At 74.1% G+C, this 16,480-nt stretch carries 12 protein-coding genes; 1 reads left to right on the forward strand and 11 read right to left on the reverse strand.

The window, feature by feature from the left end; translation table 11 throughout:
* Positions 1-6: 6 nt before the first annotated feature.
* The 6 genes from PUR71_RS26845 to nsdA all read right to left on the reverse strand — a co-directional run bounded on the left by PUR71_RS26845 (position 7) and on the right by nsdA (position 8,408).
* The gene (locus PUR71_RS26845) at positions 7-531 is read right to left on the reverse strand and encodes a GNAT family N-acetyltransferase (RefSeq protein WP_329929705.1); all 525 of its coding nucleotides are present in this window, start codon (positions 529-531) and stop codon (positions 7-9) included.
* Between the two features lie 122 nt (positions 532-653).
* Positions 654-2,219: a signal recognition particle protein gene (ffh, locus tag PUR71_RS26850; RefSeq protein WP_329929746.1), complete on the reverse strand. Its 1,566-nt coding sequence runs from the start codon at positions 2,217-2,219 to the stop codon at positions 654-656.
* A gap of 134 nt (positions 2,220-2,353) precedes the next feature.
* A complete protein-coding gene (locus PUR71_RS26855; RefSeq protein WP_329929706.1) occupies positions 2,354-4,807 on the reverse strand; it encodes a [protein-PII] uridylyltransferase in 2,454 nt (817 codons plus the stop codon).
* A 124-nt stretch (positions 4,808-4,931) separates the two neighbouring features.
* On the reverse strand, positions 4,932-5,270 hold the full coding sequence (locus PUR71_RS26860) for a P-II family nitrogen regulator (protein WP_218207157.1): 339 nt from the start codon (positions 5,268-5,270) through the stop codon (positions 4,932-4,934).
* Entirely contained in the window at positions 5,267-6,664 is a 1,398-nt protein-coding gene (locus PUR71_RS26865) for an ammonium transporter (RefSeq protein WP_329929707.1), read from the reverse strand. Before PUR71_RS26865 ends, PUR71_RS26860 begins: the two co-directional genes overlap by 4 nt.
* Before the next feature lie 289 nt (positions 6,665-6,953).
* A complete protein-coding gene (gene nsdA, locus PUR71_RS26870; RefSeq protein WP_329929708.1) occupies positions 6,954-8,408 on the reverse strand; it encodes a transcriptional repressor NsdA in 1,455 nt (484 codons plus the stop codon).
* A 602-nt stretch (positions 8,409-9,010) separates the two neighbouring features.
* Here nsdA and PUR71_RS26875 point away from each other — a divergent pair.
* The gene (locus tag PUR71_RS26875; protein ID WP_329929709.1) at positions 9,011-9,685 is read left to right on the forward strand and encodes a bifunctional DNA primase/polymerase; all 675 of its coding nucleotides are present in this window, start codon (positions 9,011-9,013) and stop codon (positions 9,683-9,685) included.
* Between the two features lie 73 nt (positions 9,686-9,758).
* Here the strand turns inward: PUR71_RS26875 and ftsY are convergent, their stop codons facing one another.
* From ftsY to PUR71_RS26900, 5 genes are all read right to left on the reverse strand, one after another.
* Positions 9,759-10,970 (reverse strand): signal recognition particle-docking protein FtsY, encoded by a 1,212-nt coding sequence (gene ftsY, locus PUR71_RS26880; RefSeq protein ID WP_329929710.1) that lies wholly within the window; start codon positions 10,968-10,970, stop codon positions 9,759-9,761.
* Between the two features lie 241 nt (positions 10,971-11,211).
* Positions 11,212-14,832, reverse strand: coding sequence for a chromosome segregation protein SMC (smc, locus tag PUR71_RS26885; RefSeq protein WP_329929711.1), 3,621 nt, complete (start codon positions 14,830-14,832; stop codon positions 11,212-11,214).
* A 186-nt stretch (positions 14,833-15,018) separates the two neighbouring features.
* Positions 15,019-15,222, reverse strand: a complete 204-nt coding sequence (locus PUR71_RS26890) for a hypothetical protein (RefSeq protein WP_045702518.1) — start codon at positions 15,220-15,222, stop codon at positions 15,019-15,021.
* 414 nt (positions 15,223-15,636) lie between these two features.
* Positions 15,637-15,936 carry an acylphosphatase gene (locus PUR71_RS26895; RefSeq protein WP_329929712.1) on the reverse strand — a complete coding sequence of 100 codons (300 nt, stop codon included), beginning with the start codon at positions 15,934-15,936 and terminating at the stop codon, positions 15,637-15,639.
* A gap of 29 nt (positions 15,937-15,965) precedes the next feature.
* On the reverse strand, positions 15,966-16,475 hold the full coding sequence (locus tag PUR71_RS26900) for a winged helix-turn-helix transcriptional regulator (protein ID WP_329929713.1): 510 nt from the start codon (positions 16,473-16,475) through the stop codon (positions 15,966-15,968).
* Positions 16,476-16,480 lie beyond the last annotated feature (5 nt).

Below are 16,480 nucleotides of genomic sequence, written 5' to 3' on the forward strand. Positions count from 1 at the left end.
CGCCCCTCAGGCGCCCGAGCCCGGCCACTCCTCGACGGTCATCGCGAACCGCTCGTGGTCGCGCCACGCGCCCTGCAGGAACAGCATCCGCGGCGTGTAGCCCTCGTGCCGGAACCCCAGCCGCTTCGCCAGCGCGATCGACCGCTCGTTGTCCGGCTGCACGTTGATCTCCAGCCGGTGCAGCCCGAGCCCGCCCGTCGACTGCGGGGCGAAGCAGCCGTCCACGACCAGCCGCATGCCCTCGGTCATCCGCCCGGTGCCGGCGAAGGGCAGGTAGGAGTCGTAGCCGAGGGAGGCGTTGCAGAAGCGGCCCATCACGATGTTGGCCACGTTCACCTTGCCGACCAGGCCACGGGTCTCGCGGTCGACGATCAGGAAGGTCCGCAGGCCGGCTCCCTGGCGCTCCAGCAGGTCGGGCAGCCCGTTCGGCTCGACCGGGTTCCATCTCCCGATGTGCTCGGCGGACCGTCGGACCGCCTCGGCGTACGCACCCTCGTCCTCGGCCCGCGGGGCCCTGATCGTCACTCGCACCCCACCATCATCGGACACGCGATCGGCCCGCCGCCCGGATAATCCGGACGACGGGCCGATCAGCGACGACGGTGGAGACGGTGGGGGCCGACAGGACCCGGCCCCCAAAACCGCTCGAAGGCCTACAGGAGGTCCTTGAACTCCTTGGGGAGCTCGAAGTCGGCCGGTCCCTTGCCCGCGCCGAGGCCGAACGCCCCGCCGTCTCCGGGGGCCTGGGCGCCGCCCGGGCCGAGCGCGCGCCGCTCGGCGGCGGCCGCCTCCTCCTGCGCGCGCTTCAGCGGGTTGCCACTCTTGCGCTTGCCCTTGGCCTGCGGGGCCTTCTTGGCGGACTTCTTCGCGCCGCCGCCCATGCCCGGGATCCCCGGCATGCCGGGCATGCCCTTGCCGGAGGCCATCGCGGACATCATCTTGCGGGCGTCGAAGAACCGCTCGACCAGGTTCTTGACCTCGCCGACCTGGACGCCCGAGCCCTTGGCGATGCGGGCCCGGCGGGAGCCGTTGATCAGCTCCGGCTCGGCGCGCTCGGCCGGCGTCATCGACTTGATGATGGCGCCGACGCGGTTGACGTCCTTGTCGTCGATGTTGTTGATCTGCTCGCGGATCTGGCCCATGCCGGGCAGCATGCCGAGCAGCTTGGAGATCGAGCCCATCTTCTGGACCTGCTCCAGCTGGGACAGGAAGTCGTCCAGCGTGAAGGCCTTCGGGCCGCCGCGCAGCTTGGCGGCGATCTTCTCGGCCTCGGCCTGGGAGAAGGTCTGCTCGGCCTTCTCGATCAGCGAGAGGACGTCACCCATGCCGAGGATGCGCGAGGCCATCCGGTCCGGGTGGAAGGCGTCGAAGTCGTCGACCTTCTCGCCGTTCGAGGCGAACATGATCTGCCGACCGGTGACGTGCGCGACCGAGAGGGCCGCACCACCGCGGGCGTCGCCGTCGAGCTTGGAGAGCACGACACCGGTGAAGTCGACGCCGTCGAGGAAGGCCTGCGCGGTGGTGACCGCGTCCTGGCCGATCATCGCGTCGACGACGAACAGGACCTCGTCCGGGTTCACCGCGGCGCGGATGTCCGCGGCCTGGCGCATCAGCTCGGCGTCGATGCCGAGGCGGCCGGCGGTGTCGACGATGACGACGTCGTACTGCTTCTGCTTGGCGTACTCGATCGAGTCCTCGGCCACCTGCACCGGGTCGCCGACGCCGTTGCCCGGCTGCGGGCCGTAGAAGGCCACGCCGGCGCGCTCGGCGACCACCTGGAGCTGGTTGACCGCGTTGGGGCGCTGGAGGTCGCAGGCGACCAGCAGCGGGGTGTGCTTCTGCTTCTTCAGCCAGTGGCCGAGCTTGCCCGCGAGGGTGGTCTTACCGGCACCCTGCAGACCGGCGAGCATGATCACCGTGGGGCCGTTCTTCGCGAACCGCACCCGGCGGGTCTCGCCGCCGAGGATCGCGATGAGCTCCTCGTTGACGATCTTGATGATCTGCTGCGCCGGGTTCAGCGCGCCCGAGACCTCGGCACCGAGCGCCCGGTCCTTGACCTGCTTGATGAAGGCCCGGACGACCGGCAGCGCGACGTCCGCCTCCAGCAGCGCGATGCGGATCTCGCGGGCGGTGGCGTCGATGTCCGCCTCGCTCAGGCGGCCCTTGCCCCGGAGGTTCTTGAACGTCGCTGCGAGGCGATCGGAAAGGGTGTCGAACACGTCGTCGCGGGTCCTCTGCGGCATCGGTATCGGTACGGTCGTCGTCCCCAAGGGTATCCGGCCACCCCGGGTACGGTCTCCACCCCCGCTCACTCCGGGCCCGGGGGCCGGTCAGCAGCGGGCTCGTGACCCGTTCAGCCCAGCGCCGCGCGGACCGCCGCCGCCACCTCCCCGGCCCGCCGGGCGGCCAGCGGACGGCCCTCCCCGTCGGTCAGGTAGAAGGAGTCGACGGCGTCCGCGCCGAGCGTGGAGACGTGCGCGGTGCGCACCCGGACGCCCGCCTCGTCCAGCGCCCGGCCGATCCGGTGCAGCAGCCCGGGGGCGTCGTGCGCGCGGACCTCCAGGACGGTCGCCGTCGCGGAGGCCACCGCGGGCGCGACCGTGACCAGCGGCGGCGGGGTCGGGATGCCCCGGCGCCGCGGGGCCGCCGCGTCCCGCTCGGCGAGCCGGCGGGCGACGTCCAGCGAGCCGTCCAGCGCCCGGCGCAGGTCCGCGCGCAGCCGGGCGGCCTCCGGCAGCTCGCCGTACTCGGCGGCCACCCGCCAGGAGAGCAGCAGGACCGGGCCCGCGCCGATCGGGTCCAGCTCGCGCAGGCCCGCCGAGCGGACGGTCAGCCGGTGCAGCGCGAGCACCCCGGCGACCGTGCCGAGCAGCCCCGGCCGGTCCGGGACGGCCAGCGTCAGTTCGACGCCCATCGGCTCGGTGCCGGGCTCCGCCGCCTCCGCCTGGGCCAGCAGCGTCAGCGCCGGGGCGTCGGTGCGCGCGGCCTCGACCGCGAGCCGCTCCTGCTCGGCCGTGGGCGCCGCCTCGGCCGGTGCGGCCGGCCCCCCGGACAGCTGGGCGGCGGCCCGCGCCACCAGGCCGTCCACCAGCGAGGCGCGCCAGGCGCTCCACGCCGCCGGGCCGGTGGCCAGCGCGTCCGCCTCGGTGAGCGCGTGCAGCAGCTCCAGGCGCGGCAGGGTGGTGACCACCTTGGTGATCGCCTCGACGGTGGCCGGGTCCTCCGGGTCCCGCCGGGTGGCGGTGTCGACCAGGGTCAGGTGATGGCGGACCAGCACGGCGAGGGTCTCGGTGTCCTCCGGGTCGAAGCCCATCCGGACGGCGACGTCGCGGACGATCACCTCGCCGGCCTCGCTGTGGTCGCCGGGCCAGCCCTTGCCGATGTCGTGCAGCAGCGCGGCGACCAGCAGCAGGTCGGGCCGGGCCACCCGGCGGGTCATCGCGGCGGCCCGCACCGCCGTCTCGACGAGGTGGCGGTCCACCGTCCAGCGGTGCACCGCGTTGCGCTGCGGGCGGCAGCGGACCCGCTCCCAGTCCGGCAGCAGCCGGGTGACGACCCCCTCGGCCTCCAGCGCCTCCCACACCGGCACGGCCGCCTCGCCCGCGCCGAGCAGGGTGACCAACTGCTCGCGCGCCTCGTCCGGCCACGGCACCGGCAGCGGACGGCACTCGGCGGCGAGCCTGCGGACCGTCGCGTACGAGACGGTGAGCCCGTTCTGCGCGGCGGCGGCCGCGGCGCGCAGCGGCAGGACGGGGTCCGCGGCCGGGCGGGCGCCCTGCGCGAGCACCGCCTCGCCGTCCTGCTCGACGACGCCCTCGGCGAGCGGTCGGCGCTCGACCGCGCCGCGCGCCACCGCGCCCGCACCGCGCCCGGCGCCGCTGAACGGGAAGGCCAGCCGCCCCGGCCGGCGGCCCCGGCCGGACCGGGCGGCGAGCACCCGGTCTACGGCCCGCCAGGTGACGTCGCTCGCGTAGGCGATGGTCCGGGCGGCCTCGTAGACCTGGCGCAGCAGCGTGTCGGCGTCCAGCACGCCGAGCCGCTCGGCGACCTGGTCCTGGTCCTGGAGGCTGAGCCGCTCGGTGGCCCGGCCGGTGGCCAGGTGCAGCGCGTCGCGGACGTCGGCCAGCCGCAGCGCGGCGACGTCGAGGCCGTCGCGCGGGGCGTCGGCGAGCCAGGTCGCGGCGACCGCGTTGAGCGCGACCACGTCGCGCAGGCCGCCCCGGGCCTCCTTGAGGTCGGGCTCCAGCAGGAACGACAGCTCGCCGTGCCGCTCGGCCCGCTCCCGGCCGAGCTCGCGCAGCTCGGGCAGCCGGGCCGGGGCGCCGGCCCGCCAGTCGCCGAGGACGGCCGAGCGCAGGGCCGCGGTGAGGGACTCGTCCCCGGCGACGTGCCGGGCGTCCAGCAGACCGAGCTGCGCCTTGAGGTCGGCGGCGGCCACGGACCGCGCCTCGGCGACGGTGCGCACCGAGTGGTCGAGGGAGGCCCCCGAGTCCCACACGGGGTACCAGATCCGCTCGGGCAGTTCCCGGTCGATCCGGCCGGAGTGCAGCAGGAGGACGTCGAGGTCGCTGCGCGGGGACAGTTCGCCGCGCCCGTAGCCGCCGACGGCGACCAGGGCGACGCCGGCGGGGGCACCGGCGGACGCGAGCAGGCCCGCCAGCCAGTCGTCGGTGAGCCGGGCCAGCGCGGCGCGGCGTTCGCGGCCGGCCGGGCCGGGGCCGGCGAGCAGCGCGGCCCTGGCCGCTGCGTAGCCGGCGGCACCGGGCCCGGAAGGACCGTGGTCGGAAGGACTGGTCTCGGTGGTCATGCGGGGTCCCGTCCGTCGGGCGGCTGTGCGGGGTGGCGCCGGCGGGCGGGCCGGGCGCCGATGCGCCACCGGGCGGGCCCGCGACCCCTGGGGATCGCGGGCCCGCCCGCGGTGCGTCACGTGCTCAGAGCGCGTCCGGTCCGCGCTCGCCGGTGCGGACCCGGACGGCCGTGTCGACCGGGATGCTCCACACCTTGCCGTCGCCGATCTTGCCGGTCCTGGCCGCCTTCACCAGGACGTCGATCAGCTGGTCGGCGTCGTCGTCCTCGACCAGGACCTCGATCCGGATCTTGGGCACGAGGTCCACGGTGTACTCGGCGCCGCGGTAGACCTCGGTGTGGCCGCGCTGGCGGCCGTAGCCGCTGGCCTCGGTGACGGTCAGCCCGTGCACCCCGAAGGCCTGCAGGGCGGCCTTCACGTCGTCCAGGCGGTGCGGCTTGATCACGGCGGTGATGAGTTTCATCGGGCGTCGACCTCGGTCTTCTCGGCAGTCTTCGGAGCGGCGGACTTCGGGGCGGCGGACGTGGCGGTACCGGCCTTGGCGGTGCCGGACTCGGCGGGGACCGCGGAGCCGACGGCCGGGGCGAGGGCCCTGGCCAGACCGGCGCCCACCGCGCTGAAATCGTAGGCGGACTCGGCGTGTTCGGCCTGGTCGATGCCGGCCACCTCGACCTCCTCACTGACCCGGAAGCCGACCGTCTTGTCGATCGCCTTGGCCAGCAGCCAGGACATGACGAACGAGTACGCCGCGACCACGGCCACGCCCATCGCCTGCTTGCCGAGCTGCCCGAGGCCGCCGCCGTAGAACAGGCCCTTGGCCGTCTGGCCGACGCCGCCGGTGGCGAACAGGCCGATCAGCAGCGAGCCGATCGCGCCGCCGACCGCGTGCACGCCCACCACGTCGAGCGAGTCGTCGAAGCCGAGGCGGTACTTCAGGGAGATGGCGGCGGCGCAGACGGCGCCCGCGATCAGGCCGATCGCCACCGCGCCGAGCGGGCTGACCGAGCCGCAGGCCGGGGTGATGGCGACCAGGCCGGCCACCGCGCCGGAGGCGGCGCCCAGAGTGGTGAACGCGCCGTGCTTGAGCTTCTCGAAGACCAGCCAGCCGACCAGCGCGGCGCCCGTCGCCACCTGGGTGTTGACGAAGGCCATCGCGGCGACGCCGTTGGCGGCCAGCGCCGAGCCCGCGTTGAATCCGAACCAGCCGAACCACAGCAGGCCGGAGCCGAGCATCACCAGCGGCAGGCTGTGCGGGCGCATCGGGTCCTTCTTGAAGCCGATCCGCTTGCCGAGCACCAGGCAGAGCGCGAGTCCGGCCACACCGGCGTTGATGTGCACGGCCGTGCCGCCGGCGAAGTCGATGACGCCGTTGCGGTCGCCGAGCCAGCCGCCCTTGCCGCCGTCCACCATGAACACCCAGTGCGCGACCGGGAAGTAGACGACGGTCACCCAGAGCGCGACGAACAGGCCCCAGGCGGCGAACTTGGCGCGGTCCGCGATGGCGCCGCTGATCAGCGCCGGGGTGATGATCGCGAACATCAGCTGGAACACGGAGAAGGCGGTGACCGGGATCGTGCCGGTCAGATCGTTCAGGCCGATCCCGCGCATCCCGAGGAAGTCGAGGTTGCCGATCAGCCCGAAGCCGGCGTCCGGCCCGAAGCTGAGCGAGTACCCGTAGAGGACCCAGAGCACGGTCACGATGCCGAGCGAGAGGAAGCTCATCGCCAGCATGTTCAGTGTGCTCTTGGCCCGGACCATGCCCCCGTAGAAGAAGGCCAGGCCCGGGGTCATCACCATGACCAGGGCCGCACTGATGAGAACGAAGGCGGTGTCGCCCGCGCTGAAGCCGTCCGGCATCGGCGTCTCCTCTGCGTCAAGGCCGATCCACCACCCGGGTACCTGTCCCGTGCCACCCGGGGTGTCGGCGATGAAGAGGAGAGTGCCGAAGGCTGGTTTCGGCCAGTGCGGCCGGTTGTTTCGCGGCCGTGACGCGTGCGACGCGCGGGTTACACCTGCGTGAACCGCGGCCCCGCCGGGGGTCCGGATGGGCTACCGTGCCTCCGCGCGCCACGCCCGGTGCCGCAACCGCCACCGACCGTGGCGGCGGCGGCCGTCACGGTCGGTGGAGTCCGGTGCGGGGGCGTGCTCAGACGACCGAGACGTACTCGGGGATGTCCTGGACGACCCTTTCCTTCAGGCGGCTCACCGCGTCCACTCCCTTGAATCGGACGGCGGCGGCCTCCGTGGTCTTGCGCACCCGCGAGTTCAGTCGCTCGGAGCGGACCTTCGTCGCGATGTCCACCGCCTGCTCGGCCATCAGCGCGGCCTGCTCGGCCTCCTTCTGCAGCAGGTGCACGCTGGCCATGCCGATCAGGTTGAAGGCGTACGAGCGCACGTGGTCGCCGTCCTGGCGGAACAGGTCCACCGCGCGCTCCATCACCGGCGCGGACATCGACGCGTACAGCTCGGCGTTGTCGGAGTGGTAGGCGAGGTCGCGGAAGGAGTGCGCGTTCTCGGCGTTCAGCTCGGCCGGCGAGAAGAACTTCAGCCAGTCCGGCTCCTCGTCCCCCTCGCGGATGTCGGTGAAGGTGTCCTCGGCCAGCCGCACCGCCCGGGCGCAGCGGTTCACCTCGCCGATGGTCGCGTAGGCGCGCGCCTCCATCGCGTACAGCAGCGCCTGCTGGCGCGGGGTGGCGGTGTCGCGGCTGCCGTACTGGGCCAGGTGGATCAGCTCCAGGGCGTCCTCGCCGCGGTTGAGGTGGATCATCTGGCGGCTCATGTCGGTGAGGATCAGCGCGCCGAACGGGCGGTCGCCGGCCTCCTTGGCGGCGTGCAGCGCAAGCACGTAGTACTTCTGCGCGCTCGGGTGCATGCCGACGTCGTAGGACATCCACCCGGCCAGGTGGGCGAGTTCGGCGGTGAGCCGGAACAGGCGCCGGGTGGTCTGCTCGGGGTAGCTCTCCTGGAGCAGGTCGGTGACCTCGTGCAGCTGGCCGACGACGGCCTTGCGGCGCAGGCCGCCGCCGTTCTGCGCGTCCCACTGGCGGAACATGACCGTCGTCTGCTCCAGCAGTTCGAGCTCCGGCTCGGAGAGCCGGCCGGTGAACGCCTCGCCGCCGTTGGCCGCGGTCAGGATCGGGGTGGGGGTGCCGTTCGGGCCGGGGGCGAGCCAGCGCTGCATCGGTTCGATCAGCGCGGCGCCCGCGGTCAGCGCCAGCGAGGTGCCGAGGAAGCCCCGACGGTTGAGCATCAGGTCGCTGCGGGAGTAGTCGCTGATCAGCTGGACGGTCTGCGGGGCGCTCCAGGGCAGGTCCACGCCGCCGCCGACGGTGGAGACCGGGATCGCGGCGCGCAGCCCGAGGTCCTCGATCGAGACGACCGAGCCGAAGCGCTCGGAGAAGAGCTCCGACATGATCTTGGGGATCGGCTCGCGCGGCTGCTCGCCGTCCAGCCAGCGCCGCACGCGGGAGGTGTCGGTGGAGACGTGGTGGGCGCCGATCTGCCGGGCCCGGCGGTTGACCTGGCGGGCCAACTCCCCCTTGGACCAGCCGCTGCGGGCGAACCACGTGGTCAGCTTCTCGTTGGGTTGCTTCTCTGCCATGGGAACGTCCCCATCCCGCCCGGCCCCGGAGGGCCCCGATCGTCATCGCCCGACGGTTGCGGGCTGTTGCCAGACGTGCCGTGCCGCGGTGCCGCCGCACCCCTTCGTCGTACTGGTGTGCCACGACTCCGGACGGAGCGTCAGTTCGCCCAACTCCCGCGCCCCTGCGGCTCGGAGCGGACTCCCCGACGACGTCCGTGTGCTGAACGTAATGCCCCGCCGAGGGTCCGCGGGACGGCCCCTGGCGAAACGCCACCTTTCGCCACCCCCAGGAGTGAACCGAACCAAGGGGGCACACGCTTCACTGGGTAGTCGCGGCGGTCGGCATATGCGGGCCGCCAAGTCCCCGAGCAATCCCGGCAGTCCCGACGGTCCACCACGGCCACCGGCGAGTTTGCCGTCCGCCCAGCTCGACGGCCGCCTCGCGCACATGACGATCCGGCATCGGCACAGCCGCCACAAGGCGGCGCCCGAGGCGCACCACCGCAAATGGCGCGCGCCACGCGCTGCGCGCCGCATCCGCACAACGCACCACGCAACGGACAATCAACGCACAGTCACATTCCCGTAACCATCGGCAACGAGAACCTGTTGGGGGAGGCATGGACAACCTGTTCGGCGAACTTCGACTGGGGCACCTGCGGCTGGCACCGCTGGGCGCGCGCCGCCGCACCAAGGTCACCGCGTCCCAGGCCGCCGCGGAGTACACCGGCCGCTGGGGCTGGGCGGTCGCCGTCACCGGCCGGGCCGCCGGCAACGCCCCGGCCGCCTGCCACTGCGGCTCCGCCCGCTGCGCCGCCCCCGGTCTGCACCCCGTGCCCGGCTGCGAGGCCGCCACGCGCACCGCCGACGCCGAGGGCTCCGTCCTGTTCCCCACCGGCCGCGCGTTCGACGTCCTGGACGTCCCCGAGCAGGCCGGCGTCCAGGCGCTCGTCCGGCTGGAGCGGATGGGCACCCAGGTCGGCCCGGTGCTCTCCGCCCCCACCGGCCGGCTCCAGTTCCTGGTCGCCCCCGGCACCGCGCGCCGCCTGCCCGACCTCCTGTACCGGATGGGCTGGGACGACGCCGCGCTCGACCTGGCCTGCCACGGCGAGGGCAGCTACGTCGCCGCCCCGCCCACCGTCCTGCCCGGCCTCGGCCCGGTGCGCTGGCTGCGCCGCCCGACCCGGGACAACGCGGGCTGTCCTCCCGAGGCCCGGCTGCTGCTCGGCACCCTCGCCTACGCCTGCCACCGCGGCCGCGAGCGCACCGCGGAGCCGGCCTGGATGGCCTCCTGAGCCCGAGGGCCGAGCCCAGCACAAAGGGCCCGCCCCCAGCGGGGAGCGGACCCTTCACCGTGTGCGGGGGAGCTCAGTCCCCGATCAGCGCGTCCACGAACGCGCCCGGCTCGAACGGCGCCAGGTCGTCCGCGCCCTCGCCGAGGCCGATCAGCTTGACCGGCACCCCCAGCTCGCGCTGGACCGCGACGACGATGCCGCCCTTGGCGGTGCCGTCCAGCTTGGTCAGCACGATGCCGGTGATGTCGACCACCTCGGCGAACACCCGGGCCTGGATCAGGCCGTTCTGACCGGTGGTGGCGTCCAGCACCAGCAGGACCTCGTCCACCGGGCCGTGCTTCTCGACGACCCGCTTGACCTTGCCCAGCTCGTCCATGAGGCCGGTCTTGGTGTGCAGGCGGCCGGCGGTGTCCACCAGGACGGTGTCCACGCCCTCGGCGATGCCCTCCTTGACCGCGTCGAACGCGATCGAGGCCGGGTCGCCGCCCTCGGGGCCGCGCACGGTCCGGGCGCCGACCCGCTCGCCCCAGGTCTGCAACTGGTCGGCGGCGGCGGCGCGGAAGGTGTCGGCCGCGCCGAGCACGACCGTGCGGCCGTCGGCGACCAGGACGCGGGCCAGCTTGCCGGTGGTGGTGGTCTTGCCGACGCCGTTCACGCCGACGACCAGGACCACGGCCGGGCCCTCCTCGTGCTTGGTCGAGCGCACCGTGCGGTCGGCGTCCTTGCCGACCAGCTCGACGAGCTCCTCGCGCAGCAGGGCGCGCAGCTCGTCGGGGGTGCGGGTGCCGAGCACCTTCACGCGGGTGCGCAGCCGCTCGACCAGCTCCTGGGTGGGGGCCACGCCGACGTCGGCGGTCAGCAGGGTGTCCTCGATCTCCTCCCAGGTGTCCTCGTCCAGGTGCTCGCGGGAGAGCAGCGACAGCAGGCCCTTGCCGAGCGAGTTCTGCGAACGGGAGAGCCGGGAGCGCAGCCGCACGAGCCGGCCGGCGGTGGGCTCGGGGACCTCGATGGCGGGAGCCGTCTCGGCCTCGGCGACGTCGACGGCCTCCGGGACCTCCGCGGTCTCGGGGAGCGGCACCTCCTCGACGGTGCGCCGCGGCTCCTCGGTGGGCGGCGCGGCCTCCTCCCCGACCTGGGGCTCGCGCGGAGTGGTCGGCGGCGCCGTGATGACCGGCGCCTGCGACTTCGGGGGCAGTTGCCGGCGTCGTCTGCCGGAAACGACGAGGCCCGCGATCGCGCCGACGGCGACCACGGCGATGACTACGGCAAGGATCACGTATTCCATAAGCAATTCTCCTTCGTTGGGTCCCTCGATCGAGTGATCCTTCGGTCACCGACGCACGAGCGTCCCCGCCTCCCATACGCTGACCGACGTGCCGTCCGGCACCGGTCAGGGCTTGGCCGTCACGAGGTCGTCCGACGGCTGAGCGAGAAGCCCCTCACGTGTGAGGGGGAGGAGTCACAACTCCCCCAGTATCCGTGATCCGGGGCGTCCGAGGGCATCTGCCCCGGCATCGGCCCGTGCCTCAACCCGTGGGCCCACAGGCACCCGCCTCTTCTCGCCGCCGGGGCGGCACCGCACGCGGTCCGCGCTCGCGGTGCTCCTCGCGCAGCCGCTGGCTGATCACCTGGGAGATGCCGTCGCCCTTCATCGTCACGCCGTAGAGCGCGTCCGCGGACTCCATCGTCAGCTTCTGGTGGGTGATCACGATCAGCTGGGAGCTCTCGCGCAGCTCCTCCATGATCCCGATCAGCCGGCGCAGGTTGGTCTCGTCCAGCGCCGCCTCGACCTCGTCCATGACGTAGAACGGGCTCGGTCTGGCCTTGAAGATGGCCACCAGCAGCGCAACGGCGGTCAACGAGCGCTCCCCGCCGGACAGCAGCGACAGCCGCTTGACCTTCTTGCCCGGCGGACGGGCCTCCACCTCGACGCCGGTGGTCAGCATGTTGTCGGGGTCGGTGAGCACCAGCCGCCCCTCGCCGCCCGGGAACAGCCGGGCGAAGACGCCCTCGAACTGGGCCGCGGTGTCGTGGTAGGCCGAGGTGAACAACTGCTCGACCCGCTCGTCGACGTCCCGGACGATGTCCAGCAGGTCGCGCCGGCTGCGCTTGAGGTCGTCCAGCTGCTCGCCGAGGAACTGGTGGCGCTCCTCCAGCGCGGCGAACTCCTCCAGCGCGAGCGGGTTGACCTTGCCGAGCTGCTGGTACGCCTTCTCGGCCGCCCGCAGCCGCTTCTCCTGCTCGGCCCGGACGTACGGGTACGGCTCCCCCGGCTCCTGCCCCTCCTCCGGCGTGGCCGGCGGGACGGGCTGGTCGGGCCCGTACGAGGCGAGCAGTTCGCCGCCGTCGATGCCGAACTCCTCCAGCGCCCTGGCCTCCAGCTGCTCGATCCGCAGGCGCTTCTCGGCCCGCAGGACCTCGTCCCGGTGGCCGGCGTCGACCAGCTTGTCCAGCTCCTCCTTGAGGCCCCGGCCGTGCTCGCGGTGCTCCCGCAGCTCCGTCTCGCGCTCGGCGCGCTCGCGTTCGACCGCCGCCCGCCCGGCGTCCGCACGCGCGAGCGACACCTCCAGGCAGGCGAGCAGTTGCCGGGAGCCCGCCGCGACGGCGTTCGCCACCCCGGCGTCGTGCTGCGCGCGCCGACGGCGCTCGGCGGCGCGGGCGCGCGCCTCGCGCTCGGCGCGGGCGGCGCGGTCCAGCTGGTCGGCCCGGCCGGCCAGGGCGCGGCCCCGCTCCTCGTGGGTGCGCACGGCGAGACGCGCCTCCAGTTCGGTCTGCCGGGCGGCCGAGGCGGCCCCGGCCAGCCGCTGCTGCTCGGCCGGGTCGGGCTCGTCCTCCCCCGCGTCGGCCGAGTCCTCGGCGGCGGCCAGGCGTTCGGCCAGTTCCTCGGCGGTGGCGAGCAGGTGGGCGAGGCCATCCTCCGCCCGGGCGGCGGCCGCCGACAGGCGTTCGGCCTCGCCGGCGGCGGCGCGGGCCTGACCGCCGAGGCGGCCGAGCGCGCCGGCCACCTGGGCCCGTTCCTTCTCCGCGTGCCGCCGCTGGGCGGAGAGCCGTTCCACCTCGGCCGCCGACTCGCTCTTCAATGCGGCGAGTTCGGCCAGCCGTTCGGCCGCGGCGGCGCAGCGGAGGGCGAGTTCGTCGATCGCGCGGGCCGTCTCATCCACGGCGGCCTGGGTCTCCAGCAGGCTCGGCGCAGCGCCGGAGCCGCCGCGGGCGTAACCGTTGCCTAGCCGGTCGCCGTCGGCGGTGACGGCGCTCAGGGCGGGGTGGTCGGAGATCAGGGACAGGGCGTCGTCGAGGGTGCCGACGACGGCGACCCCGGCCAGCAGCGTCCGCGCGGCGGCGACCAACTCGGGCGGTCCGTCCAGCAGTTCGGCCGCCCAACGGGCTCCGGCGGGCAACTCCGCCACGGCGCGCGGGGGTTCGGGCGCACCGGCGATGAGCAGCGCGGCCCGGCCGGCGTCGTCGGCGCGCAGCAGGCGCAGCGCGGCGACCGCGGCGTCCGGCGAGTCGACGGCCACCGCGTCGGCCGCGGCGCCGAGCGCGGCGGCGACGGCGACCTCGTGGCCGGGGGCGATCCGCAGGAGGGCGGCGGCCGGGCCGAGCAGCCCGGTCAGCCGCTCGCCCGCCGCGAGCAGCGCGCCGCTGCCGTCCTTGCGGCGCAGTCCGAGCGCCAGCGCCTCGTGGCGCGCGGTGAGCCCGGCGCGTTCGCGCTCGGCGGCGCCGGCCGCCTCCCGGGCCGCGGTGAGGTCGCGTTCGACGGCGGCGAGCCGTGCGCGGGCCTCGTCGTGGGCGGCGTCGGCGCGTTCGTCTTCGCCGGCGAGGCCGTCGACCTGCTCCTGCAGCTGTTCGAACTCCTCCTGCGCGGCCCCGGCGCGCAGGAGCGCCTCGTCCCTGGCCTCGGCGAGCCGGCCGATCTCGGCCTGGGCCGAGGCGGCCTTGGAGCGGGCGGCCGCCGCCTGCCCCTGGAGCCGGGCGAGCCCCTCGCGGCGGTCGGCGATGGCGCGGGCGACGTCGCGCAGCCGGCGTTCCTCGGCGGCCAGGTCGCGTTCCAGTTCGTTCCTGCGTTCGACGGCCTCGGCCAGTGCGTACCGGGCCTCCTCCAGCGCCTCGGCGAGGGCGGCCTCCTCCTCGCGGACGCGCTCGGCCTCCTGTTCGAGTTCTTCCGGGTCCCGGCCGCGCCGTTCCTCGCCCTGTCCCCCGGCGACGGCGTGCCGGGCCCGCGCCTCGGCGAGTCCGATCGTGCCGCGGGTGCGCTCGGCGAGCGCGGAGAGCCGGTACCAGGTCTGCCGGGCCGTCTCCAGGCTCGGGCCGAGCTGCTCGACCTGCGCCTCCAGGACGCGCTCGCGCTGGACGGCGCCGGCCAGCTCCTGCTCGACGGTGGTGCGGCGCAGGCGCAGCGCGAGCTCGTCGGCGATCTCGGCCTCGACGGCCGTGCGGAGGGCGAGCAGGTCGTCGGCGAGCAGCCGCAGCCGGGCATCGCGCAGGTCGGCCTGGATGCCGGCGGCGCGGCGGGCGATCCTGGCCTGCCGGCCGAGCGGACCGAGCTGGCGGCGCAGTTCGGCCACCAGGTCCTGGACGCGGTTGAGGTTGGCCTGCATCGCGTCGAGCTTGCGCAGCGCCTTCTCCTTGCGCTTGCGGTGCTTGAGCACGCCGGCCGCCTCCTCGATGAAGGCCCGGCGGCCCATCGGGTCGGCGTGCAGGACGGAGTCCAGCTGCCCCTGGCCGACGATGACGTGCATCTCGCGGCCGATGCCGGAGTCGGAGAGCAGTTCCTGGATGTCGAGGAGCCGGCAGGTCTGGCCGTTGAGCGCGTACTCGCTGCCGCCGTTGCGGAACATCGTCCGGGTGATGGTCACCTCGGCGTACTCGATGGGCAGTGCGCCGTCGGTGTTGTCGATGGTGAGGCTGACCTCGGCGCGGCCGAGCGGGGCGCGCCCGCTGGTCCCGGCGAAGATGACGTCCTCCATCTTGCCGCCGCGCAGCGACTTGGCGCCCTGCTCGCCCATGACCCAGGAGAGCGCGTCGACGACGTTGGACTTGCCCGAGCCGTTCGGGCCGACGACGCAGGTGATGCCCGGCTCGAAGCGCAGCGTGGTGCTGGAGGCGAAGGACTTGAACCCGCGCAGCGTCAGACTCTTCAGGTGCACGCGGCCGGTCTCCTCATCGCTCGCCGGGGTTCACGGGCCCCGACGGCGACTGTATCCGGCGGGCGGGCGACCCGAGGCGTCCGGACACGACGAAGGGACGCCACAACCGGGCGTCCCTTGCATGCTGCGACCCTTTCGGGGCGGCTCAGTGCACAGCGGCGTCGATCTGCGAGGACCGGGCGGGACTCAGGTGAGAGCCGGCTCCCGCTGGTCCAGATCGATGCTGTTGAGCAGCGAGTGCTCGTCAGCGACAGCGGTGAGAGCGTCGTTCTCAGCCTGCATCCGAAGGAGCTCGGCTTCAAGGTCCTGGACGCGCTGCTGAAGCCGTCGCATCTCGGAGAGCATTCGCGGGTCGGGGCCGCCGACGTACCCGAGAAGCGCCTTTGCCATGATGAATGGTCCTCCACGCTGAGTGACCGAACCGGAACGGTACAGGTCTAGGGGGAAGGGGGACGCACGCGCGGCGCGCCACCGGAAGTGCCGGCTTGGCACCACGGCGCAACCACCGTGAGCAGGGCTCACGAGGGCATGCACCGGCCGGGAAAACGCGGTCGTGTGCGCGGGCTTCCAGCGTCTCACCAAAGACGGTACGGGTCAACACGATCACCGCACGCTACCGCGCCCCTGTCACCTGCCTGGCGGTGTCGTCACGCCGAGGGGGTCCGGGCCCGGGTCCACCACCTGCTCGTGGATCATCGTTCGATGCGGAGTCAACCACGAGTCTGCCCGGATGGCAACCGTATGACACCGCCGGTTGAGGATCTTTTCCCCCGGGGGCCGTGCGTACGCGGGGGAAGGTGGATCTCAGCGGATCTCGAAGCCCTCGTAGCCGGCGCCGACGGCGGTCCAGATCTCGGTCACGCCGCTCACGCTGCCGGGCGTGTCGGGGCCGCGGAGCAGCGCGAGGAGTTCCTCGCAGTCGGCGGCGAGGCCCTCGGCCACCACCTGGACCCGGCCGTCGCCGAGGTTGCTGGCGTAACCGGTCAGGCCGACCTCCAGCGCCCGCGCCCTGGTCCACCAGCGGAACCCGACCTGCTGGACCTTCCCCCGGACCCAGGCGGTGACCCGGACCGGTTCCTCACCATGGGCGTCGCGACCGTGCATGCCCCGACCCTAACCGGCCGCGGGGCCGGTCACAGCTCCGCGGGCCCCTCGACGGTCCACCCCGGGCTGTGCACCCTGGCGTGCAGTTCCCCGCGCCGGGCCTCCCGGCCGCAGGTGCGGCAGACCCAGGCCGCGTCGAAGTCGTGCGGCTCGTGCCCCTGCGGCTGGTGGTCGAAGGTGACCGGCGACTCGGGCAGCAGCCACCGGTCGCCCCAGGTGCGCAGCGCGTGCGCGAGCGGGGCGAGGTCCCGGCCGGCCTCGGTGAGGTGGTACTCGAACCGGGGCGGCCGCTCGCTGTAGGCGCGCCGCTCGACGATGCCGGCCTCCTCCAGCGCCCGCAGCCGGGCGGTGAGCCGGTCCCGCGGAGCGCCGGTGTTGCGGGCGATCCGGTCGAAGCGGTGGTTGCCGTAGAACAGCTCGCGCACCGCCAGCAGGGCCCACTTCTCGCCGACGACGTGCAGCGCCGCCGCCATCGAGCAGGGCCGGCCGGGCAGGGCGGCGGGGGCCGACGGGAGCGGGCCCGGGGTGTCAGGGGTCACAGCGC

This window comes from Streptomyces sp. SP17BM10 (assembly GCF_036322405.1).
Classification (GTDB): Bacteria; Actinomycetota; Actinomycetes; order Streptomycetales; family Streptomycetaceae; genus Kitasatospora.